The sequence below is a fragment of the Cryobacterium sp. SO1 genome (assembly GCF_004210215.2).
Lineage (GTDB): Bacteria > Actinomycetota > Actinomycetes > Actinomycetales > Microbacteriaceae > Cryobacterium.
In genome coordinates, this window is record NZ_CP067394.1 from 187195 (window position 1) to 208486 (window position 21292).

Genomic DNA, 21292 nt, shown 5'->3' on the forward strand with positions numbered 1-21292 from the left:
ACCGGGTTGTACACCACCGCCGCGCCCCGGGCGCTCGCGAGGATCTCGCTGGGTCCGGAACTCGAGGCTGGCATCAGCACAGGCCAGCAAGGGGGAACGGCTGGCGCTTGTAGACTGACCGAGTGATTGATCCGGTGCTGCTACGCGAAAATCCCGACCTCGTCAAGCGATCGCAGGAGGCGCGGGGCGACTCTGTCGAGGCGGTCGACGCTGCGCTCGCCGCGGATACCGAGCGGCGATCCTCCATCACCGCGTTCGAGGCGCTGCGCGCGTCGCAGAACGCCTTCGGCAAAACCGTGGCGCAGGCGCCGCCGGCCGAGAAGAAGGCACTGGTCACTCAGGCGCAGAGTCTGGCCGCCGAGGTCAAGGCCGCCGCCGCCGCCGCCGCCGAGGCCGAGGCCCGCTTCACCAGTGTGATGCGCACCATCGCCAACCCGATCATCGACGGCGTGCCCGCCGGCGGCGAAGACAATTTCGCCACCCTGCGCATCCACGGCGAGATCCCCACTTTCGACTTCGAAGCTCGCGACCACCTCGAACTGGGCGAAATGCTCGGCGCCATCGACATGGGTCGCGGCGCGAAGGTTTCGGGCGCCCGGTTCTACTTCCTGCGCGGCATCGGCGCCAGGCTCGAGATCGCCCTGATGAACATGGCGCTGGACCACGCCCTGGCGGCCGACTTCATCCCGATGATCACGCCCACCCTGGTGCGGCCGGAGATCATGGACGGCACCGGGTTCCTCGGCGAGCACGCCGACGAGATCTATCACCTGCCCGCAGATGACCTCTACCTCACCGGCACCAGCGAGGTCGCCCTCGCCGGCTACCACAGTGACGAAATCCTCGACCTGACCGACGGACCGCTCCGTTACGCCGGCTGGTCCACCTGCTACCGCCGCGAGGCCGGTTCGGGCGGTAAGGACACCCGCGGCATCATCCGGGTGCACCAGTTCAACAAGCTCGAGATGTTCACCTACGTGCTGCCCGAGAACGCCGAGGCGGAGCACACCCGGCTGGTGGCCCTGCAGGAGGGCATGCTGCAGGCCCTCGGCCTGAGCTACCGGGTGATCGACGTCGCCGCCGGCGACCTGGGCTCCAGCGCCGCCCGCAAGTACGACATCGAAGCCTGGGTGCCCACCCAGGACGCCTACCGTGAGCTCACCAGCACGAGCAACTGCACCACCTACCAGGCCCGCCGCCTGGACATCCGCTACCGCACCGAGACCGGCAAGACCGCTCCGGTCGCCACCCTCAACGGCACCCTCGCCACCACCCGCTGGATCGTCGCCATTCTGGAGACGCACCAGCAGGCCGACGGTTCGGTCATCGTGCCCGAGGCGCTGCGACCATACCTTGGCGGGCTCGACGTGCTCACGCCCATCCGATGATCCGCCAGACGGACGCGCCCTGGCTCGTCGCCCTCGACATCGACGGCACCACTCTGCACGAGGACGGCACCATCAGCGAGGCCGTGATCCGTCAGGTGCGCCGGGTTCACGAGGCCGGCCACGAGATCATGCTCGCGACCGGACGAAGCGCCGCAGCCACCCTGCCGGTGCTCGACCGCTTGGAGATCACTCCGCGGTTTGTCGTCTGCTCCAACGGGGCGATCACGCTGCGCCGTGATGCGGATGCCCCGACCGGGTACCGGCGCGAATGGGTCGAGACCTTCGACCCCAGCGACGTACTGCTCTCCATCCGTTCGCACCTCACGGACGCCAGGTACGCGGTGGAGGACGAGCACGGCTTCTACCGCTACACCGAGCCGTTCCCCGACGCCACCATCGGCATCGACAGCGAGCACGTCGGCTTTGACGAGCTGCTCCGTCACGACGCCACCCGCGTCGTCGTCGTCTCCCCCGACCACGACATGGAGGACTTCCTCGCCGTGGTGGAGCAGATGGGCCTGAACCGGGTCAGCTACGCCATCGGTTGGACCGCATGGCTGGACATCGCCCCCGACGGCGTGAACAAAGCCACCGCAATGGAGAGGGTCCGCGCCGAGTGCGGCATCCCTCGCAGCCGGGTGATGGCGGTCGGCGACGGGCGCAACGACATCGACATGCTGCTCTGGGCCGGGGCCGAGGGCCGGGGTGTGGCCATGGGACAGGCGCCGGACGAGGTGCTCGAGGCCGCGAGCGAGCTCACAGTGAGCGTGCAGGACGACGGCCTGGCCGTGGTCCTCAGCAGCCTGTAGGACCCAGCCTGTAGGACCCAGCCTGTAGCACCCAGCCGGCGGGCCGAGTCCGGCCGTGCAGGGGCTTGCCAGATTCGCGTGTCAAGCTACATATTCCGTGATCGGCTAAGATCGGGCGAAGTTCGTTATTGGATCCGGCCCGTCACGGGTTGGTCCTGCACCGAACACGGGAGGGCTGTCCGAGCGGCCGATGGAGCCAGTCTTGAAAACTGGTGGGCAGAAATGTCTCGTGGGTTCGAATCCCACGCCCTCCGCGCCGTGAGGCGCTGCACCTGCATGACGACGAAAGGATCGTAAGTGAGCGACCAATTGCGCCCCCGCTCGAAACGATCGAAGCAGATCGGCACGATCGCCCGACACGGCAGGCTCAAGCGGTCCAACGCATTCGCCAACGTCGCCAAGGTCCTCGCTGCCGCCCTTGCAGTGGTCATGGTCAGCGGCGTGTCCGTCGCAGCCCTGGCCACTCTCAACGTGGCCAGCAGCGTCAAACCAGGCATCGCGCTTCCCGGTGAGACGGCGGGCGCGGTTCCGTCGATCGGATCGATAGACGGCGGCGCCAACCTGCTGCTCGTCGGCAGCGACAGCCGAGTCGGTCAGGGCGCCGGTTACGGTGATCCCGAGGAAGAGACCGCGGTCCTCAACGACGTCACAATGCTGCTGCACATCGCCGAAGACCACAGCAGCGCCACCGTCGTCAGCTTCCCCCGGGACACCTACGTGCCCATCCCGGAATGCACCGGCCCCGACGGTGAGACGTACTCCGCCATGAGTGGCCAGAAGATCAACACCACCCTCAACTACGGCGGCCTCTCCTGCACCGCCGCCACCGTGCAAGAGCTCACCGGCCTGCCCATCCAGTACGCCGCGCTCATCCAGTTCAACGGGGTCGCGGCCATGTCAGAGGCCGTCGGCGGTGTTCCGGTCTGCATCGCCGAAGACATCGTCGATGAAAAAACCGACCTGAACCTCGCCGCGGGCGAGCACGAGCTCAAGGGCCTCGAAGCACTGCAGTTCCTGCGCACCCGGTATGGCGTCGGTGATGGCAGCGACCTCGGCCGTATCAGCAACCAGCAGGTCTTCCTGTCCTCGCTCGTGCGCACCCTGAAGAGCGCCGAGACCCTTGGCGACCCGTTCAAGCTGTATTCAATCGCCAAGGCTGCCGTGAACAACATGGAGCTGTCGAACTCGTTGCAGAGCCCGGACACCATGGTGTCGATAGCAATGGCGCTCAAGGACATCCCGTTGGAGAATGTGGTCTTCGTGCAGTACCCGGTCTACAACGTAGACGGTGGCCTCGAACCCGACGAGGTGGCGGCCGAAGACCTGATGGCCACAATCGCTGCCGACCTGCCTCCGGTGTTGGATTCGGGTGACGCGCCGTTCCTCTCGGAGCCGGACCCGGCCACCGGCGCCACCGAGGCGCCCGTCGATCCCGAAGCCCCCGTCGAGGAAGTCCCGGCTGAGGAAGTCCCGGTTGAGGAAGCCCCCGGCGCCCAGGCATCCAACGTCTACGGCCAGAACGCCGCCGAGTACACCTGTTCGGCCGGACGCCCGGTCGAGGATCAGTAGCGCCGGCGGCCCGCACTCATCGGGATGGTGTTCAAACCGCTGCCGCGGTGCGGTTAGTATGGTGGATGTGTGTTCGCGCAAGCAGACATCCGGGAGACGTCGCATAGCCCGGCTTAGTGCACCACCCTGCTAAGGTGGAGTGCCCTTCACGGGGCACCGAGGGTTCAAATCCCTCCGTCTCCGCTCATCGAAAAGCCCGCCAGATCCGCCAGGATCCGGCGGGCTTTTCAGTGTGCTCGGCCCGGTCAGGGAACCCTGCTGAGTTTCACGATGGTCGCCGGCGATAGGTCCACGGTGACCCGGTCCGGGTCGACGCCCGCCGCCGCGAGGGCGGACTCAAGCCCGGCGGTATCGGGCACCGGCGGGGCGCCCTGCACGTGCAGGGTGACCTCGGACGCCCTGGTCGAGACGCCGGTGACCGTCCAGCCGACACTGGTGGCCCAGTCCTGGCCGACCGCCTGCACGGTGCCTTCCAGGTTGCTCTGCGCGGTGACGTCGACGCTGGTGAGGGTGAGCGGCACGCCGATCAGCAGCAGCATCACGGCCAGCACCGCCACCGGGCGCAGCAGGCTCGGCGCGCTGCTGTCGCCGGGCGCCCGGTGCCGGGTGAGCCGGCTCACCCCGTAGACCGACATCACCACGATGCCGGTGCCGAGGATCGCGACCACGTTGGTGACAAAAAGCAGCAGTGCGCCCAGGAACTGGACGACAGAGCCGGACTCGAGGACCAGGCCGGCCACGGTCAGCGGCGGCACCAGGGAGATAGCGATCGCGACCCCGGGCAACGTGTCGGAGATGTCCCGCCGGACCAGCGCCACCGAGCCGACAACGCCGGTGCCCAGCGCCGCCAGCAGGTCGATCAGGCGGGGGCTCACCCGGGCGGCGACCTGGGCGTTCGTGGCGGACAGGACTGCGGTCTGCACCAGAAGCCCGACCGCGAAGCCGATCAACACGGCCGCCGCGGCGCCGCCAAGCACCAGCAGGAGCGAGCGGATCAGGTTGGCCCGGTCGCCCAGGACCGTCGCGAGCATCGTGCCGAGGATGGGCGTCATCAGCGGCGCCACGATCATGGCGCCGATCACCGTGGCGGTGGAGTCACCCACGATGCCCGCCGAGGCGATGATCGACGCGAGCACCAGCAGCAGCCAGAACCTGGAGTATCGCGCGCTGGAGGACGGCCCGTCGAAGAAGACGGCGTCGCTCATGCTCTCGGTGGTGTTGAATCGGTCGGCCACGTTGTGAACCTAGCCCTTGGGCGCGGGCATCGGTAGGCGGGGCAGAATGGGGCATGGCCACCAGACTGTTGCTGATCTCCGACACGCATGTTCCCCAGCGGGCCCGGCGCCTGCCCGAGCAGGTCTGGCGGGCCGTCGACGAAGCCGATCTGGTGCTGCACGCCGGAGACTGGGTCGACCTGAGCCTGTATGACGAGCTGGCCTGCCGCGCGGCGGCGCTCGTGGGCGTCTACGGCAACAACGACGGCGCCGACCTGCGGGCTGTGCTGCCGGAGATCGCCCGGCGAACCATCGAGGGCATCCGATTCGCCGTGATCCACGAGACCGGCGCCGCCACCGGCAGGGAGAAGCGCATGGAGGCGGCCTTCCCCCACACCGACGTGCTGGTCTTCGGGCACAGCCACATTCCCTGGGACAGCGTGTCGCCTGGCGGCCTGCGGCTGCTCAACCCTGGCTCACCGACCGACCGGCGGCGCCAGAGGGCGCACACCTACCTCACCGCAGTCGCCGACAACGGGCGGCTCACCGACGTCACGCTCGTTCCGGTCTCGCCGGACTGACGACCGCCCGAACCGGTCAGGGCCGGACGCCGGAGGGCTGTGCGAGGAACCTCTGCACGAACTCGTCCGAGGCGACCGGACGCGAGTACAGGTAGCCCTGCGCGAATGGGCAGCCGCGCTGCCGCAGCCACTCCGCCTGTTCTTCGGTCTCCACCCCTTCGGCGATCACCTGCAGGCCGAGGGTAGCGGCAAGCTTGATGGTCAGGTCGGCGACCGGCGAGTCCCGCCCGGACTCGATCACGGCCACGAAGGACTGGTCGATCTTGAGCACGTCCAGGTCGATCTCGGTGAGCCGGGACAGGCTTGAGTGGCCGGTGCCGAAGTCATCCATGGAGATGAGCACCCCGGCGCCGCGCAGAATCCGGATGTTGTCACGCACGGCCGCGGCATCGGTGCCGAAGTCGGTCTCGGTGACTTCGATGCGCACCAGACCCGGCGGCAGACCCGTGTCGGCACATTCGGCGAGGACGTACGCCCCGTAACCGGTCGAGGCCAGTTCGCGCGCCGAGGCGTTGATCGACACGCTCACCGGCTCGCGGTCCCACCGGCGCAACCGGCGCCAGTCCGCAGCATTCTCGATCGACTGGCGGATGACCCAGTGTCCGAGCACCTCCATGGAGCCGCTGGCCTCGCAGAGCGGGATGAACTCGGCGGGCGACACCAGCCCCCTGGTGGGGTGCTGCCAGCGCACCAGGGCCTCGGCGCCGATCGCGGCGCCGGTGGCCAGGTTGACGATGGGCTGGAAGTGCAGGAAGAACTCACCGTTCCGCAGGCCGTCCCGCACGGCCGCCGGAGAGGCGTAGTAACCGCCGTGGGTGACGATCTTGCCGCGGCCGACACGCTGGGCCTCGAAGAGAGCCTTGCCGGCCCGGCCGAAGAACTCGCTCTGGGACTCATCGCCCTCCCGCGACGAGATGCCGGCCGAGAATCCGGCCACCTGACCCTGCACCTGCAGCAGCAGGTCTTTGGCCTGCGCCGAGGTGAACGAGGGCAGCAGGATAGCGAAGGCGTCGCCCTCCATCCGGGCCATCGTTGCCGTGGCCGGCAGGGCGGCCGTGACGCCGGTGACGAAGGCCACCATGGCGGCATCGCCGCCCGCCAGCCCCTCGCGCCGGTTGACCAGGGCGAACTCGTTGATGTCCAGCCGCACCAGGGAAAGCGGCTCGCCCGGCGCGGCGTCGCGCATGGCGGCGCTGAGCACCTGCTCGAAGCCGGCGAAATTGTTAATGCCGGTGAGCTCGTCCGTCTCCGCCATGAGGGCGCTACGGGCGAACCAGGACAGGCCAAGGCCCGTCGCGAGCATGAGGAGCGACGACATGGCGACATCCGCGGGGTGGGTTCCGGGGTGCAGGGCGAGCGTGATGAGCGACAGTGGGATGAAGAGGATCGGGTAGATCAGCGAGTGTGCCGCGGGAATCACCGCGAACGCGACCAATGCCACCAGGATCGGGGTCCAGGCGAAGGTGAACGTGATCGGGTAGTCGCCCGTTGTCGCCTGGCAGAGCAGGGCCACTGCCCCCATCCAGCACAGGGCGAGATGGCGCAGCGGCACGCGCATCCGGCGGCGGAAGTAGGCGGTGAGCGCCCCGGTGACGAGGAGGGCGATGCCGACGGCCAGAAGCACGACGTGCTGCTCGCCGCTCCGGAACGCCCCGTAGCTGGCGTACAGGACCAGCGGAAGGCCCAAGCCGAACTGCGCCGCGCCGAGAAGCATCCCGGCGGAATCCGCGGCATTGAAAAGCCCGGGACGGTAGCCCACTCCCGGGCGCCGGGCAGAGCGTGCCATGCCCCCACCCCCTGTCCCACAGTCGTTCGGCGTCTTCACCGGGTTGACCCAATCTACCGTTCAGACCCCCGAATGCGGGACATCATTCATTCGGCGGGTTTGAGCACCTCATCGGTGAAGCCCTCGAGGCGGGCCAGAAGCCCGGCCCCGCGGGTGGCGACCATTTCGGCGGGGTTGGGTTGCATCTGCGACGGCGGCGGCAGGATGCGGATGAGCGTGGAGCAGGCCAGGTCGGAGCAAATGTAGGTGCCGACAGTGTTGCCGTCCCGGCCGGCCTGGCCGGCCTTGGGCACGCTGAACAGGGTCACCTGATGAGCGGGCTGCTGGGTGCGGCACAGCGAGCAGAATGCCGACATCGAACGGTTCGGCCCGCGGGTCGCGGCCCGCAGCACCATGCCAAGGGGAGCATCGCCCCGCCAGAAGACGATGTAGCCACGCTGCGGGGACTGCGGGTCACGCCAGCCCAGGTATTCGCGTTCGGCCCAGATGGCCTCATGCAACCCGGGCAGCGTCATCCGGGCGATCTCGTCGGTCGTTGCGTTCACGATCGAACCCCGGATCTCGGTCGCAGACAGTGGTTTCATGGTCTCCCTTGCGATGGTCCGTACAGCGTAGTCGAGGCATCCGGCGGGCTCAATGGCTTCGCCCCCAGCGGCCGGCGCCGTCCGAAACCGTCCCTTCCGACTGGTCGGCGACCAGATGTCTGCCTGGTCGGACACACCGGCCGCGAACTCGCCGCTCCTCTCTTGCCGTTGGTGCGCTGGGTGGGCGCGAACGCCGGCGATATCGTGGGCGGGCGCTGACGGGGAGGAGATCGCCGGCTACAGGTCCGGCAGGAACTGGCGCCAGGCCACCCGGCGCTCGCCGCGGGGATCGGATTCCACCCGGTCCTCCTCGTCGAAGATCAGGGTCAGGCGTTCACCCTCGGTATAGGCCGGCCAGTCCGGCCCGGTGAGGCCGGTGGCCGCAAAGCGCAGCCAGTGCGCGCGCATCCGGTCGCCGGTACGCAGAAAACTCGCCCGACCGCCCAGGGCCGTGAGCCTACGCAGCTGCCGGTCGGCGCCCGACGTGGAGAGGGCCAGCAATTCGAGCCCGTGGGTGGCGTCGTAGCCGAGGAGGCGCAGCAGTCGGGGAGCCAGGTCGAAGCGGTAGAGGTACACCGGGGCCGACCGGGAATGCAGCTCGGCCACCTGCACGCTGGGAAACCAGAACGCGTAGTCACCGCTGAAGTCCACTTCGGCGCGCAGGGCAGGCAAGGCCGAGTACACCGCCCGCATGCCCTTGTGCGAGCCGGGCGGGGCGTCATCGAAGAGCGACTGAATGCGGGGGATCGACCGCGGCAGGATGTCGATCCGGCCGCGGAACATCGAGCCCTCCCGGTCGTTGGTTCCGATGATCAGCGGCACTGGATGAGCGTGGCCCCGCCGGAAAGCGTCCAGGGGGCGCTCGGGCAGAAAGGTGCCGTCGACGACGGGGGCCATGCAGAAGGTGCCGGGGTCGACATCCGGAGTGCGCTGCTGCAGCACCAGGGCGGCCCGCACCAGGGCGGGCCACGAGACCGTGTCCAGCAGCTCGGCGGCGGGGCGCCGCCCGCCGGCCAACTCGGGCGCGCGGCCCTGCCGCAGCACCTCGATGAACTCCGACGCCCAGCGGCCGGCCAGGGCGGGGGAATACGCCGCGTTCGACGGCGGGCTCTGGGCGATTCCCCGGGCGAACAGGCCGCGGGCGGCGGGCGTTGCGAGCAGGGTCACCACGGCGTTACCGCCGGCGGACTCGCCGATCACGGTGACGTTGGCCGGGTCGCCGCCGAACGAGCGGATGTTGTCCCGCACCCACTCCAGGGCGGCGACCTGATCACGCAACCCGAGATTGCTCTCGAAGGTGCGGCTGCGGGTGCTGAATCGGCTGAAGTCGAGGTAGCCGAGGGCGCCCAGCCGGTAGTTGAGGGCGACGTAGACCGTACGGCCGCTTAGCACGATGGTCTCGCTGCGCTCGGTGAAGTCCCGCCCGGACCCAGAGGTGTAGCCGCCGCCGTGGACGTAGACCATCACCGGGAGGTTGAATTCGTTGGACCAGTCGGCGGGCCTCTGCACGTTCAGGCTGAGGCAGTCCTCGCCCATACGGGTGCTGCGGCTGACGCCCTTGAACTGGCTGCCCCGGTCCTGCGGTGCGACGGGGCCGAACCTGGTGGCATCGCGGACGCCCGTCCATGGCGTCACCGGTTGGGGTGCGCGGAACCGCAGCGGCCCGACCGGCGGGGCCGCGTAGGGGATTCCGCGCCACGTCTGCACCCCCTCGACGGGTCTGCTGCCGCGCACGAGGCCACCGGTGACGCGCACCTCGAGAGGCCAGTGCTCGGGTGCGGATGCTGTTTGCGGGGCCGGGGCAGTTGCCGGTAGAGGGCGGAACATCGGGATCCCTCCTGCCCCGTTGCTCGCCCGGGGCCTGTCGTCTCCTAGCGATGCTTACGGATTCGGTTCGAACCCGAAGCGTTTGCCGGCATCCCACTCCTGGCGCAGATTGCCGTAGGCGGGGATGCCGCGATTGGCCTTGAGGATCGCAGCCAGGTGCATCAGGTTCCAGGTCATGAAGGTGGTGTTGCGGTTGGTGAACTCGTTGTCGGTGCCGCCCGAGCCGGCATCCAGATAGCTCGGGCCCGGGCCGATCTCGCCGATCCAGCCGGCATCCGCTGCCGGCGGAATCGTGTAGCCGATGTGTTGCAGGCTGTACAGGATGTTGGACGAGCAGTGCTTCACGCCGTCTTCGTTGCCGGTGATGATGGCGCCGCCCACCTTGCCGTAGTAGATGTATTGGCCCTTGTCGTTGTATTCGCCGGACATCGCGTAGAGCCGCTCGATGATGCGCTTCGTGACCGAGCTGTTGTCGCCGAGCCAGATCGGTCCACCGATCACGAGGATGTCGGCGGCCGCGACCTTGTCGAACAGCGCCGGCCAGGCATCCGTGGCCCAGCCGTGCTCGGTCATGTCGGGGTAGACGCCGGTGGCGATGTCGAGGTCGATGGCGCGGATGACCTCGACGTGCACACCCTGCTCCCGCATGACGTGCGCGCTGAGGGTGATGATGCCTTGCGTGTTGCTGATTTCCGGGCTGCGTTTGAGGGTGCAGTTGATGAACAGGGCGCGCAGGCCCTGATACTCGAACGAGGCCTGGGTGTTCGTGGTCGTGTGCGCCATGGGGGCAGTCAAGCACCGGTCTCCGGCGGCGTCTAGCCCGCCGCAGGTGCCCCTCGGGCGTTCGGTTTGTTCAATTGCGGACTTCCGGCCTTGGCCTCTGAAACGAAGGAGGGAAGTCCGCGATCGAAACGTTTCAGCGCCAGGAACGAGGTGCGCGGATGCGCTCGCGAGTGGCCTCGCAGCTAGGGCGCGGGTGTCGGCAAGGCGGTGCGGGCCAGGCCCGGCCCGAAGCGTCGCGCCAGGAACAGCACCGGCACCAGCAGCGCCATCGGCAGCAGGAACGCCTGGGCGAGGCCGGTGGAATCGGCGAGCAGGCCCACCAGCACGGCGCCGAGCACCGCCCCGGCGTAGTTGAACAGATTCACCCTGGCGATCACCTCGTCGCTGCGGGCCTCGTGCAGGTCGCCGGCCGCGCTGAACGCCAGCGGCACCAGGGCGCCCACCCCGAAGCCGGCCAGGGCGAAACCGGCCACGGCGGCCCAGATGACGGGAACCATCGCGACGAGCAGGCAGCCCAGGATCGCAAGTGCCGTGGTGCAGACGGCCAGGACCACCCGGCCGAACCGGCGTACCAGCAGGTCGGCGCCGATGCGGGTGACCAGGATGGCTGCCTGGTACGCGGCATACCCCAGCGGCGCGATCGCGGCGCCGGTGAGCAGCACGTCGTGCAGATACACGGTGCTCCAGGTGCTCACCGCGGAATCGACGACGAACGCGGCCAACACCACGATGCCGAACAGGGCGATGCCGCGACCGGGCAGCTTGCCGTGCGGCGCGGCATCCGGGGCCGGGGTCAGCTTGGTGAGCCGGGGGTCGAAGCCGCGCACCCCCGCGATCGCGATCGCGAGGGCCACAACGGCGCCCGCCACCAGGGCGATACTCGCGTTCGCCGCTGTGCCGGCCACGGCGGACATCAGCAGGGCACCGACGATGGCAGCGCCGGTGTACCAGGCGAAGAACCCGGCCATCACGGCGACACCCACGCGCTGCTGCACGAGCACGCCCTGCATGGCGCCGGCAGCGTCGACGATGCCCAGGCCCGCGCCGTAGATCGCGAACGCGGCGATGAACGCCGGCAGCCCCACCGGCGAGGCGATCAGCGGCAGGGCGACGGCTTCGAGTAGCAAACCCACCACCAGGGCCACTCGGCTACCCCAGCGCAGGGCCAGCCGGTCGGCCAGCATCGAACCGCCGGCGGCCGAGAGGCAGACCAATAGCACAATCAGCGAGACCACGGTGTCGTCGATGCCGTACCGGGTCTTGAGGTTGGGCAGGGAGGTGACCACCACCGCATAGCCGAAACCCTGAGCGACGTAACTGGCGCTCACCGCCACCCGGGAGCGCCGGATGCTGACCGGTGAGCGGATGATCGTCGGTGAGCTCATGCGGTCGGCTCCAGTTCGGGGTGGGAGCGCACGACGCCGAAGGCTTCGTGGGCGTTCTCCAGTATGGGGGTGATGTCGGCGGAGAGGAGTGCAGCGTAGAGAAAGTGGTGGTGGCGCGAGGTGAAGACGAGCGAGTCGTCGTTGGCGCTGCGCCGACAGTACAGTGCCGGCGCCCCTGAGGGCAGGAGCGTGCCCCGTGTTCAGTTGTCGCCATACGCAGACCCGTGGCAGCACAATGCCGGCAGTGAGCGGCACCATGCTCATCCAGCGGCTGCAAGGCGCACCAACAACCGGCCGCAGACGATTCCGCCCGTCGGCCGGTCGTTGGTTCAGCTCACAGGGCCTCGCTCACAGTTGACTCCAGCGCAGACCCGGAGTGCCGGCGGTGAGGGGCGCCCAGCAGGAGCAGCAGCATTCCGGCCGTAAACGGCAGGGCCGCGAGGCGGGGGAGAAAGGCGGAGTTGGTGCCGGTGGTGGCCAGGGCGGTCGCCGAGCTTGCTGTGCTGCTCAACGTGCCCTGTGCTGCCGAGCCGACGGACGACCCGGCGTTGACCGCTGTTACCGGCGCCACCGGACCCACCGGAACAATGGTGGTGGTCCCTGTGGTGGTGGATTCGACGATGACGGAGCTCGCTTTGCCCATCAGGGTGATTGGGAACGCCACCCCGAGTATCGACTGGGTGCCGGCGAGGATGCTGTCGCTTCCGTCGGTGCTCGGGTCGGTGCCGGTGGCGCCGCCGGTGGTTCCGTTGGCCGGTTTCGTAATGGTCCCGGTGGTGGTGGGGTCACCGAGGACGGAGATGGCGTTGCCGGTTACGGCGACGGGGGTCGGGGGAGATGCCGTGCCTTCTGGTCCCCTGCAGTGTCGCCCACAACCTTCCGCATCTGGCCAGGATTGGGGTTGACTATGGAGATGACAAACGTCCAGCGGCGCATCTTGATCGTCGCCATCCTGTCGTCATTTGTGGCGTTCCTCGACGGCTCGATCATCAATGTGGCACTGCCGGCCATCTCCGAAGAATTGGGCGGTGGCCTGCCACTGCAGCAGTGGGTGGTCGACGGGTACCTGCTCAGCCTGGGTGCGCTGATCCTCGTGGCCGGCTCACTGTCGGACACCTTCGGCAGGGTGCGGGTGCTGCGCGCCGGTCTGGTCTGGTTCGGCATCACGTCGCTGGCCTGCGGGCTCGCTCCCACCGGTGAGATCCTCGTGTTCGCCCGGCTGCTCCAGGGAGTCGCGGCCGCGCTGCTGGTGCCGAGTTCGTTGGCCCTGATCACCTCCTCCTTCAGCGGGGTCGCGCAGGGCAAGGCCATCGGCGCCTGGACCGGTTGGACCGGGGTGGCGGGGATCGCCGGCCCGCTGCTCGGCGGGATCCTGGTGGATGCGGTGAGTTGGCGGCTGGTCTTCTTCATCAACGTCATTCCGATCGCGGTGACCCTGTTCCTGCTGCGACGGGTGGAGGACCCGGCCCGGCCCGCCGCCGGCGCCCGGGTGGACGTGCTCGGTGCCTGCCTGGCCGCGGTGGGGCTGGGCGGCCCGGTCTTCGCCCTGATCGAACAGGGCCGGTTCGGCTGGGGCAGCCCGGTCGTCTACCTCCCGATGGTGGTCGGGCTTGCCTCGTTCGCCGCGTTCCTGTGGTGGGAGGCGCGGGCGCCGCAGCCGATGATGCCGCTCGGCCTGTTCAGAGTGCGCAACTTCGCCGTGGGCAACATCGCCACCGTCGGCATCTACGCCGCGCTCAACCTGGGGTTCTTCCTCTTCGCGCTCTACCTGCAGGAGGTCGGCGGCTTCTCCGCCACCCTCGCCGGGCTGGCCGGTATCCCGGCTACCGTGATGATGCTGCTCTTCGCCACCCTCTTCGGCACCTTGGCCGGCCGGTACGGTCCGCGGTTGTTCATGACGATCGGTCCGTTCGTGGCCGGCACCGGCTTCCTGCTGGTGACCACGGCGGTACCGCCGGTTGATTTTCTGCTGCAGGTGCTGCCCGGGATCGTCCTGGTGGGGCTGGGTCTGGCGATCACCGTGGCGCCGCTCACCGCGGCCGTGCTCGGCTCGATCCACCCCGGTCAGGCGGGCATCGGTTCGGCGATCAACAACGCCGTGGCCCGCGTGGCCGGCTTGGTCGCGATCGCGATGACCGGCACCATCGTCGGATCCACCCTCGATGTCGCCGGCTTCCAACGCGCGATGGTGGTGGTGGCCGGATTGATGTTCGCGGGCGGCATCGTCTCCTGGCTGGGCATCCGCACGGCCCTGCCCACCGCGGATGCGCCGGCCGCGGCCATCGGGAAACCCGCCTAGCCATGGAACATCCCCGAGTGTTCGACGAGCCGGATGCGGCGCTGGACCGCTTGCGCGCCGCCTGCCTGGCTTTCCCCGAGGCGGTCGAGGTGCTCGCCTGGGGGCGCCCGACCTTCCGCGCCGGAAAGAAGATCTTCATCACCGCCGGGGCGAGCATGGACCGGCCCCACAGCATGGTTTTCAAGCCGGACCCCGAAGAGCGCCGGGCACTGGTTCAGGATTCGCGATTCTTCATCCCGCCGTATTTCGGGCCCGCCGGCTGGCTCGGTATCGACTTCGACTCGCCCCGCACCGACTGGGTGGAGCTGGCCGAACTGGTGGAAACGTCCTATCGCCAGGTCGCCCTCAAGCGCCAACTCGTGCAATTGAACCGCTGGAGGGCCCCTGGCGCACTTGGGGGCTCCAAATAACTGTTATAGTTTCTAAGTTGTCTTCGAGGGTTTCGATCCTGAAGTCATCACTGCGCCCGTAGCTCAACGGATAGAGCATCTGACTACGGATCAGAAGGTTGGGGGTTCGAATCCCTTCGGGCGCACGGATTGAAAGCGGTTCACTTCGGTGGGCCGCTTTTGTCGTTTCTGCCCTCTCACCAGCGCTTATGCGGTCGGCGTTGGGCTCGGTGCCGAATCCGGTGGGCGCTCCGGGCTGTCGCGAGTCTGCCGAACGTGCAGCGCTGACAGCAACCGTGACAGCAACCGCGATGGAATGGCCGTGATTCAAGGTCATCTGGATGTTCCTTTCTTCGTCGTAATAGTGAGTGTTCCCTCGTCGAGGATGACCCGAGCGTGGTCGTTGTCTTCATGCAGGGGAGCGGCCTCCTCCGCGCATTGCTGCAAGCGGTCGAGCTCTAGTTCGTCCTGAGTGCAGTCGGCCCAGACCGAACCACATTCGTCGCACCAGGTCTCCCAACCGCCGCCGAGTCGAGATGACCAGGCGATCTCCACCGCGGACACGCTCACCGATTGCTCCCGAGAATGTCGTCCATCGCGGTGGCTGCATCAGTGAGTGTGCTCGGCATCACATGGGCGTAGAGGTCTGTCGTGATGCTGAGCGTCGAGTGGCCGAGCAGATCCATGACCACCCGTGGTGGAACGCTCTGGGCGAAGAGCAGCGAGGCGCAGGCATGCCGCAGATCGTGAAACCGGATGCGACGGAGGCCGGGTGTCGCTGTAAGCGCGTCGAAGTCGCGACGCAAGTTGCTCGGCTCGAGAGGTGTGCCGATGGACGTAGTGAAGACCAAATCGGCGAATTGTGCGGGCGGTGCGTGGCCGTGAGAGCGCGCCTCTTCAAGCTCTGCGGTTTGGCGAACGCGATGCGATCGCAGCGCCATAAGAACTGAGGCTGGCAACGGAACCGAGCGACGTGACCGGGCGGAATTTCCGCGGACCGAGCACCAAGCCTTTGTCTGACCCCAGGCGTTGCAGAGTCTGGCGCACATGAAGCAATCCGCCATCCAGGTCGAGATCGGCCCAACGCAGCCCGAAAAGCTCTCCACGACGAAGGCCAAATGCGTATGCCACGAGAAAGAGTGTGCGGAGGCGATGGCTTGCGGCGGCTGCGCCGAAAATAGACACCTCCTGTGCGCTCCACGGCTTCCTTTCACTCTTCTCGAGGCGGGGAGGGCGCACCAGGCTGGCGACGTTCCGACTGATGTGTTCTTCACGAACCGCCTCCGAGAGCATCGGGCGCAGCACGGCATGGGCCAATTGCACAGTTCGCGCGGATACGCCCGCCGCCGCCACATGGACATGAAGCTTCCGGATGTGCGCGGGAGTGAGGCTCTCGAGCTTTACCGTGCCCAGCACAGGGGCGATGTACTTGCGCATCACCCAGGAGTAGCTCGAGTGCGTAGACGATCTCACCGACCCGGCCAGGATGGTGTCGAGCCAGTGGGCCGAGTAGGTTGCGACTGTCCACGAGCTACCCGCCATGGGAATGCCTCGCTCGGTCTGAGTGACAAAGGTCGCGGAGCTTTGAACTCACCGCGCTGCGCGAGATTCCATAGACCTGACGACGGATCCGGCTGCCATCGGGGCGCAGAACGTAGGTAGCCCCGGTCCAGCGACCATCCCGGCGTTGGTAGACGGTGCCTTCGCCGTTGGCGCGCTTGCTCATCGAGTAGCGGTGAGCAACCGCTCCGCATATGCACGTACAGACACCACCGCCACTCGGCGGGACCGGCCGATCTTGACGCTGGGAATCGTGCCGAGTCGCAGTAGGTCGTAGACCGTTGAGCGGCCGATGCCGAGAGACTCCGCGACCTCTTCGGATGTGAGCATGAGCTTTTCCATCAATGTCTTCTCCTGGTTCGTGACCAGCCGGCCACTCAAGCGCGCCCAATGAACCCGATGCCGACACCAGGGCTGTGGGAATTCCGGCCTCATGCCACACCTCAACAATGGATGGCCTGTCATCGACAGCTAGCCGGACGTTGTATTGCAAAGCAATACCTCGGACCATCTCGGTCTTGACGGTTGCATCCGGACGGGTGTCATTCCGGGAGCGCATTATGAGTTCGTCGTACGGCACTCCGTGCTCGGTTAGCCAGGTGGTGGTGAGAAAAGACCACTTCTGCTCGCGTCCAGTGACGATCAGGATGGTCAACCACAAGCGTGTGCGTGGTTAATGAGCCGTATGACTTCTTCGTGCGCCGGAGAGTCGATGGAATCGGAGTGAAAGCGCTCGAAATTCGGCTTGAAACCAACTTCACTGGAGGGTGACTCGACATGACTGCGGACGTCACTAACATCGACCAGCGTGCCATCGACATCACAGATGAGCGCGTCGCTTCTTGAGAATCGTCCGAGCAGTAGAGGTTACACATTGTGACGTTACCAAACGCCGCCACAACTGCTTGATCGGAAGCTGTTCGAATCGCATGGAATCCACAGCATCAGTCCGGGCGACGAGCAGCACTTGGCCGCACCGAAGAACGTGCTGTTTGCCTGGGCACGGCCGGGCTATGTGCGTCGTGAGAACTTTCTTTACTCATTCAAGGCCGGGCTGCGCCCGGCGGGACCGGGCTGCGGTGCGTCCGGTCCTCGCTCCGCTCCGGTCCGGGCGCTCCTCGCCGGATCACCGGTCGTAGACGTCTTTTCGATGCCCCAGAGTCAAAACGAGGATCAGCAAGATCTCGTCTTGCACGGTGTAGATGATGCGGTAGTTGCCGACGCGAACGCGCAGACCATCTCGGCCCTGTAACGCCTTGGCACCTGGAGGACGCGGATCTTCACCCAGCAGAGCGATGGCCCCTTGAATTCGCCCGCGATCTCGGGCATCGATCTTTCGTAGCGCCCTGACCGCTGCTGGTCGGAACTCGATTCGGTACTTGCTCACTCCCAGCCGAGATCAATCTTGACCTGGGCCCATGGAATGTTGTCGCCCTCTTCGGACATCGCGGCGTCAAAGGCGTCTACGTCGGCGGCGTCTTCGAGCGCGTCCACCATCCGGGCATATTGCTCGGGACTGACAACGACGGCTTCAAGCTTGCCTCTTCGTTCAAGAAATACTGCTTCGCCCTGAGCTTGTTCGATCAGTTCAGGGAGCCGGCTACGGGCGTCGGTGACGCTGATTGTGGACATATTCAAAGTGTACATTTATGCTTCCTAAATGTACATGTAATGGTTTGAGGAATCTCCGCGTGCGAGCGCAATCATTGTGCTGGCCGATCCGGTCCAAGGTTGGCGGAGCGGCTTTCGCGAAGAATCGCGTAGACACTGCGCTCAATGAGCTTGTCGGAAAGGGCGTCTTCTACTTCTTGCCATGTGTTCTGTGATGCGGGCTCGCTGCGCCCAAACTCGGGGGCCAAAGGTGTGCCGTAGTCGAATCCGGTCAGCACGCGGACAATGTCCTTCTCCAGCAGGTCGCCCGTTGAGTACATGAGGCACAAATCATAGGGTGACGCCTTGTCTAGGTCCTGACAAGAAGGGAAGCGATGGACATTTCCGGGGTCATCGTCGACCGAGGGGCGCCGCAGGGCGGACGCCCTTCGGGATGCATGAATGCGCGCAGCTACCCTCGATCGGATCTGCTCGACATCGGAGCCAATCGACCCGAGCCTCCCATGGGCGCGAAGCTCCTCCTCGACCTCCTGCAAGCTGGCGATATGGCCGTTGATCGAGTGCACCGTCAGAATGTCGCCGATGATGGTCTCGATCGGATCGTCCTCCACTCCGGTTCTAAGAAATGTCACTCTCTTGGTCATTGGAGTCTCCTTCCTGCTTCCCCTGTTCTTGACTCTCATCGTGCTCTTCACCTCCGACATCCTTCGCCGCAGCACCTTTAGGTTGCGGGCCCGATGAAGCGTTGGTGCAGAGTGCAACCTTGACGAGGCGGTTGCCGAATGCGCGAGCCTCGGTACCCCGATAGCTGCGTGTCCCTCCGCTCGAGATGCCGTCAGCGCCTTCCTCCAACTCGGCCCAGATCCGATACTTTTCTTGCTCTGCCGCTGAAGCCCGGAACTCGCGTCTTCATTACTCATGTGGGCTCCTGCGTAGTCGTGAATTCCGAAACCGACCAAAACCGAAGCAACGGATCGACGGCGCACTCCTCAGCGACGACCTCGAGGTCCGGCGGAGGCATGGAATCATCCCAATGCTCCGTTTGACCGTTCCGCGAATCAAATCGATCAGCGAACCTGCGCACCCCCGCCGTTCTCCCCAACACAGTGCCCTCAACAACCTTGGCCGCCCAGACGTTGGCAAGCTCGATGGTCTGCACGATCTCGGCACGGTTTCGGGACGTGAGTTCGCGGAGCCTCCGGGTGTCGTGACGCGTGTGACCGACTTTATACAGGCGTTCTGAGTCGATGTGGAGGACGTAGACGACGTGGGGCTCCCACCACCGCAAGTCGACATGGTCGGACGTTGGGGAAGTCTCAAGAACCGAACGAGCGCAATCGAGCTCTCGCTGATGCATAACGTGCATCCGCTCTTCGTCGAACGCGGGTGCATAGACTTCCGCCGTGAACGTGACTCGCTCCTTGCCCGCGTCGAGAGATGCTCTCCGGTCGGCGCGCAGCCAGGAATGTGCCCAGGAGTTTCGAGGAGTTGAGCGCCACCAGGTGACGTCGCTCCAGGCTTTTCTCGGGAGCTCCGAGCAAAGGATCTCTTCGATCTCCTCGAGCGGGAGCTCCACCTATTCAGGTGGGCACGCAAGCAGGTGCTCAAACAACGGTCGATAGGCGGGAGTTACGCCCTGGGGATTCGTGCTCATGAGACACCTCCATTGACAGCAACTGAGACAGCAACGCCCTCACGTCCACTCAAGTATGAGCGGCACCCACCGACACCGCATCCCTTGATATCAGCGCTCGGTGGACTGTGGCGGACCGTCCGCATCTGACTACGGATCAGAAGGTTGGGGGTTCGAATCCATTCGGGCGCACAGCGTATTGAAGCAGTACAGGAGAAGGAGTGCCGGGTAACCGGCACTCTTTTTCTGTATTCAGGCCGTGTATTCCGGCCGTGTATTCCGGCCGTGACAGGATGGGCGGATGAGCCGCTCCTGCGATCCCCGCACGTATAACCTCGATGTGCTGCGCGACCGGGTGCTTCCCCACGACGGGGGCACGGTGAACGACAGCATCCCCCAGCTGGCCGCCGCCGATCCGGGTCTGTGCGGCATCGCGCTTGCGCTGCCGGACGGCACCGTCCACAGCAGCGCGCAGGCCGACGTGCCCTTCAGCGTGCAGTCGGCGGTCAAACCGTTCCTGTTCGCCCTTGCCCTGCTCGACACCGCCGGCGCCGCTTTCGATCGAATCGGCATCGAACCGACCGGTGAGGCTTTCGATGCCATCAAGCTTGAGAGCGGCACCGGCCGGCCGCCGAACCCCATGGTCAACGCCGGGGCGCTGCTCACCGCCGCACTCGTGGACGGCGGCGACGTCGACGGCCGGAACGAACGCATCCTGCGCGGGCTGTCGGCCTTCGCCGGGCGATCGCTCGAGGTCGACGAGGAGATCGCCCGCGCCGAGCACCTGCTTGGTGACCGCAACCACGCTCTCGCCCACCTCATGCGCTCGGAGGGCACCCTGCAGGTCAGCGCCGACGACGCCGTTCAGGTGTACGCCAGGGCGTGCGCCGTGCTCGTCGACGCCGAGGCCCTCGCGGTGATGGGCGCGACCCTGGCCTGCAGCGGGGTGAACCCGGTGACCGGGGAACGGGTGGTGCCGGCCCGGATCGCCCGCGACGTCGTCTCGGTGATGGCCACCTGTGGCGTCTACGACGGATCCGGCCGATGGATGCAGAGCGTCGGCATCCCCGCGAAGTCGAGCGTCTCCGGCGCCATCGTGCTGGCCGCACCCGGCCGGCTCGGCGCCGCCGTGGTCAGCCCGCCCCTCGACGCGCAGGGCACCAGCGTGCGCGGACGCCTGGCGAGCGACCAATTGAGCGACGACCTCGGCCTGCACGCCTTCGGGTCCACGCCGGACTGATCACCGCCGGCCGGCGGCGCGCTGGCTAGCCGCGCCGGTGCGTGAGTTCGCCGAGCACGCCCGCCAGGCGCCGCGCGAACTGCGGCGGCACGTTCTCCGGCAGCGCAGCCACCGGCCACCAGGCCACATCGTCGCTCTCGTCACTGGCCACTGCGGCGGCCTCCGGTCGGGCGATCGCCGCGAAGCCCACGTCCCAGTGGGAGCGGCAGCTGAACCCGCCGCCCAAGGAGTGCCGGTCCAGATCCAGGATGCCGCCGCCGACCGGAACGAGGTCGTCGATGCCGCATTCCTCCCGGGCCTCCCTCAGCGCGGTGTCGGCCACGGAGGCATCGACCGGCTCGACGTGCCCGCCCAGCTGCACCCAGAACCGGCCCTTCTTGTGGAAGCACAGCAGCACCTGGGCCAGGTCGGGGGTGAAGACGAAGCAACTTCCGGTCACGTGCTCCGGGCCGCCGTGGCATTCCAGGGCCGCCGCGGGGGAGGCGAGAACGAACTCGAAGTACTCGTCCCGCAGCACGGCCTGCCCCGGGTCCAGCGGCAGCCAGGCGCGGAGGCGGTCGATCAGGTCGGCGGAGCGGGCGGCGGGGGAGCGAATTGCGGGATCGGGCATACCTGAGGGTAGCCGCCGGCTACT

Annotated in this window: 23 protein-coding genes and 3 tRNA genes; 10 read left to right on the forward strand and 16 right to left on the reverse strand. The window is 66.9% G+C overall.

Annotated elements, in window-relative coordinates:
• Positions 1-122 precede the first annotated feature (122 nt).
• The 5 genes from serS (at position 123) to BJQ95_RS00875 (ending at position 3949) form a co-directional block, all read left to right on the forward strand.
• Positions 123-1388, forward strand: coding sequence for a serine--tRNA ligase (serS, locus tag BJQ95_RS00855; protein WP_130176959.1), 1266 nt, complete (start codon positions 123-125; stop codon positions 1386-1388).
• Complete coding sequence (locus tag BJQ95_RS00860; protein ID WP_130176960.1) at positions 1385-2197, forward strand: HAD family hydrolase; 813 nt, start codon at positions 1385-1387, stop codon at positions 2195-2197. Before serS ends, BJQ95_RS00860 begins: the two co-directional genes overlap by 4 nt.
• A 169-nt stretch (positions 2198-2366) precedes the next feature.
• Positions 2367-2451: transfer RNA gene (locus tag BJQ95_RS00865), tRNA-Ser, on the forward strand.
• 43 nt (positions 2452-2494) lie between these two features.
• Positions 2495-3766, forward strand: coding sequence for an LCP family protein (locus BJQ95_RS00870; RefSeq protein WP_240694656.1), 1272 nt, complete (start codon positions 2495-2497; stop codon positions 3764-3766).
• A 92-nt stretch (positions 3767-3858) separates the two neighbouring features.
• Positions 3859-3949 (forward strand) — tRNA-Ser (locus BJQ95_RS00875).
• Positions 3950-4011: 62 nt separating this feature from the next.
• On the opposite strand, the gene BJQ95_RS00880 is transcribed toward BJQ95_RS00875, so the two are convergent.
• Positions 4012-5001: a DUF389 domain-containing protein gene (locus BJQ95_RS00880; protein ID WP_205750072.1), complete on the reverse strand. Its 990-nt coding sequence runs from the start codon at positions 4999-5001 to the stop codon at positions 4012-4014.
• A gap of 53 nt (positions 5002-5054) precedes the next feature.
• On the opposite strand from BJQ95_RS00880, the gene BJQ95_RS00885 reads away from it, so the two are divergent.
• Positions 5055-5561, forward strand: a complete 507-nt coding sequence (locus tag BJQ95_RS00885) for a metallophosphoesterase (RefSeq protein WP_130176961.1) — start codon at positions 5055-5057, stop codon at positions 5559-5561.
• Between the two features lie 16 nt (positions 5562-5577).
• Here the strand turns inward: BJQ95_RS00885 and BJQ95_RS00890 are convergent, their stop codons facing one another.
• From BJQ95_RS00890 to BJQ95_RS00915, 6 genes are all read right to left on the reverse strand, one after another.
• Complete coding sequence (locus BJQ95_RS00890) at positions 5578-7347, reverse strand: bifunctional diguanylate cyclase/phosphodiesterase (protein ID WP_130176962.1); 1770 nt, start codon at positions 7345-7347, stop codon at positions 5578-5580.
• 86 nt (positions 7348-7433) lie between these two features.
• Complete coding sequence (locus tag BJQ95_RS00895; RefSeq protein WP_130176963.1) at positions 7434-7931, reverse strand: FBP domain-containing protein; 498 nt, start codon at positions 7929-7931, stop codon at positions 7434-7436.
• Positions 7932-8168: 237 nt separating this feature from the next.
• Complete coding sequence (locus BJQ95_RS00900; protein ID WP_130176964.1) at positions 8169-9758, reverse strand: carboxylesterase/lipase family protein; 1590 nt, start codon at positions 9756-9758, stop codon at positions 8169-8171.
• 54 nt (positions 9759-9812) lie between these two features.
• Entirely contained in the window at positions 9813-10541 is a 729-nt protein-coding gene (locus tag BJQ95_RS00905) for a flavodoxin family protein (protein WP_130176965.1), read from the reverse strand.
• A 182-nt stretch (positions 10542-10723) separates the two neighbouring features.
• Entirely contained in the window at positions 10724-11926 is a 1203-nt protein-coding gene (locus tag BJQ95_RS00910) for an MFS transporter (protein ID WP_130176966.1), read from the reverse strand.
• 334 nt (positions 11927-12260) lie between these two features.
• A complete protein-coding gene (locus BJQ95_RS00915) occupies positions 12261-12590 on the reverse strand; it encodes a hypothetical protein (protein WP_130176967.1) in 330 nt (109 codons plus the stop codon).
• A 249-nt stretch (positions 12591-12839) separates the two neighbouring features.
• Between BJQ95_RS00915 and BJQ95_RS00920 the strand changes: the two genes are divergently transcribed.
• The 3 genes from BJQ95_RS00920 to BJQ95_RS00930 all read left to right on the forward strand — a co-directional run bounded on the left by BJQ95_RS00920 (position 12840) and on the right by BJQ95_RS00930 (position 14760).
• Entirely contained in the window at positions 12840-14225 is a 1386-nt protein-coding gene (locus BJQ95_RS00920; protein ID WP_130176968.1) for an MFS transporter, read from the forward strand.
• A 17-nt stretch (positions 14226-14242) separates the two neighbouring features.
• The gene (locus BJQ95_RS00925; protein WP_240694657.1) at positions 14243-14635 is read left to right on the forward strand and encodes an MmcQ/YjbR family DNA-binding protein; all 393 of its coding nucleotides are present in this window, start codon (positions 14243-14245) and stop codon (positions 14633-14635) included.
• A gap of 52 nt (positions 14636-14687) precedes the next feature.
• Positions 14688-14760, forward strand: a tRNA-Arg gene (locus BJQ95_RS00930).
• Positions 14761-14947: 187 nt separating this feature from the next.
• On the opposite strand, the gene BJQ95_RS00935 is transcribed toward BJQ95_RS00930, so the two are convergent.
• From BJQ95_RS00935 to BJQ95_RS00970, 8 genes are all read right to left on the reverse strand, one after another.
• Positions 14948-15184, reverse strand: coding sequence for a hypothetical protein (locus tag BJQ95_RS00935; RefSeq protein WP_130176970.1), 237 nt, complete (start codon positions 15182-15184; stop codon positions 14948-14950).
• A complete protein-coding gene (locus BJQ95_RS00940) occupies positions 15181-15555 on the reverse strand; it encodes a tyrosine-type recombinase/integrase (protein WP_165384881.1) in 375 nt (124 codons plus the stop codon). The genes BJQ95_RS00935 and BJQ95_RS00940 overlap by 4 nt, the downstream gene beginning before the upstream one ends.
• Complete coding sequence (gene xerC, locus BJQ95_RS00945; protein ID WP_130176972.1) at positions 15512-16156, reverse strand: tyrosine recombinase XerC; 645 nt, start codon at positions 16154-16156, stop codon at positions 15512-15514. The genes BJQ95_RS00940 and xerC overlap by 44 nt, the downstream gene beginning before the upstream one ends.
• A 180-nt stretch (positions 16157-16336) precedes the next feature.
• Positions 16337-16504 (reverse strand): helix-turn-helix domain-containing protein, encoded by a 168-nt coding sequence (locus BJQ95_RS00950; RefSeq protein WP_205750073.1) that lies wholly within the window; start codon positions 16502-16504, stop codon positions 16337-16339.
• Between the two features lie 796 nt (positions 16505-17300).
• Entirely contained in the window at positions 17301-17561 is a 261-nt protein-coding gene (locus BJQ95_RS00955; RefSeq protein ID WP_130176974.1) for a type II toxin-antitoxin system RelE/ParE family toxin, read from the reverse strand.
• Positions 17558-17806 carry a type II toxin-antitoxin system Phd/YefM family antitoxin gene (locus BJQ95_RS00960; protein WP_130176975.1) on the reverse strand — a complete coding sequence of 83 codons (249 nt, stop codon included), beginning with the start codon at positions 17804-17806 and terminating at the stop codon, positions 17558-17560. The genes BJQ95_RS00955 and BJQ95_RS00960 overlap by 4 nt, the downstream gene beginning before the upstream one ends.
• Positions 17807-17877: 71 nt before the next feature.
• Positions 17878-18429 carry a hypothetical protein gene (locus tag BJQ95_RS00965; RefSeq protein ID WP_130176976.1) on the reverse strand — a complete coding sequence of 184 codons (552 nt, stop codon included), beginning with the start codon at positions 18427-18429 and terminating at the stop codon, positions 17878-17880.
• 272 nt (positions 18430-18701) lie between these two features.
• Positions 18702-19361, reverse strand: coding sequence for a hypothetical protein (locus BJQ95_RS00970; RefSeq protein ID WP_130176977.1), 660 nt, complete (start codon positions 19359-19361; stop codon positions 18702-18704).
• 358 nt (positions 19362-19719) lie between these two features.
• Between BJQ95_RS00970 and glsA the strand changes: the two genes are divergently transcribed.
• Positions 19720-20658 carry a glutaminase A gene (glsA, locus tag BJQ95_RS00975; protein WP_130176978.1) on the forward strand — a complete coding sequence of 313 codons (939 nt, stop codon included), beginning with the start codon at positions 19720-19722 and terminating at the stop codon, positions 20656-20658.
• Between the two features lie 25 nt (positions 20659-20683).
• Here glsA and BJQ95_RS00980 read toward each other — a convergent pair whose 3' ends face one another.
• Positions 20684-21268, reverse strand: coding sequence for an NUDIX hydrolase (locus tag BJQ95_RS00980; RefSeq protein ID WP_130176979.1), 585 nt, complete (start codon positions 21266-21268; stop codon positions 20684-20686).
• Positions 21269-21292: the final 24 nt, after the last annotated feature.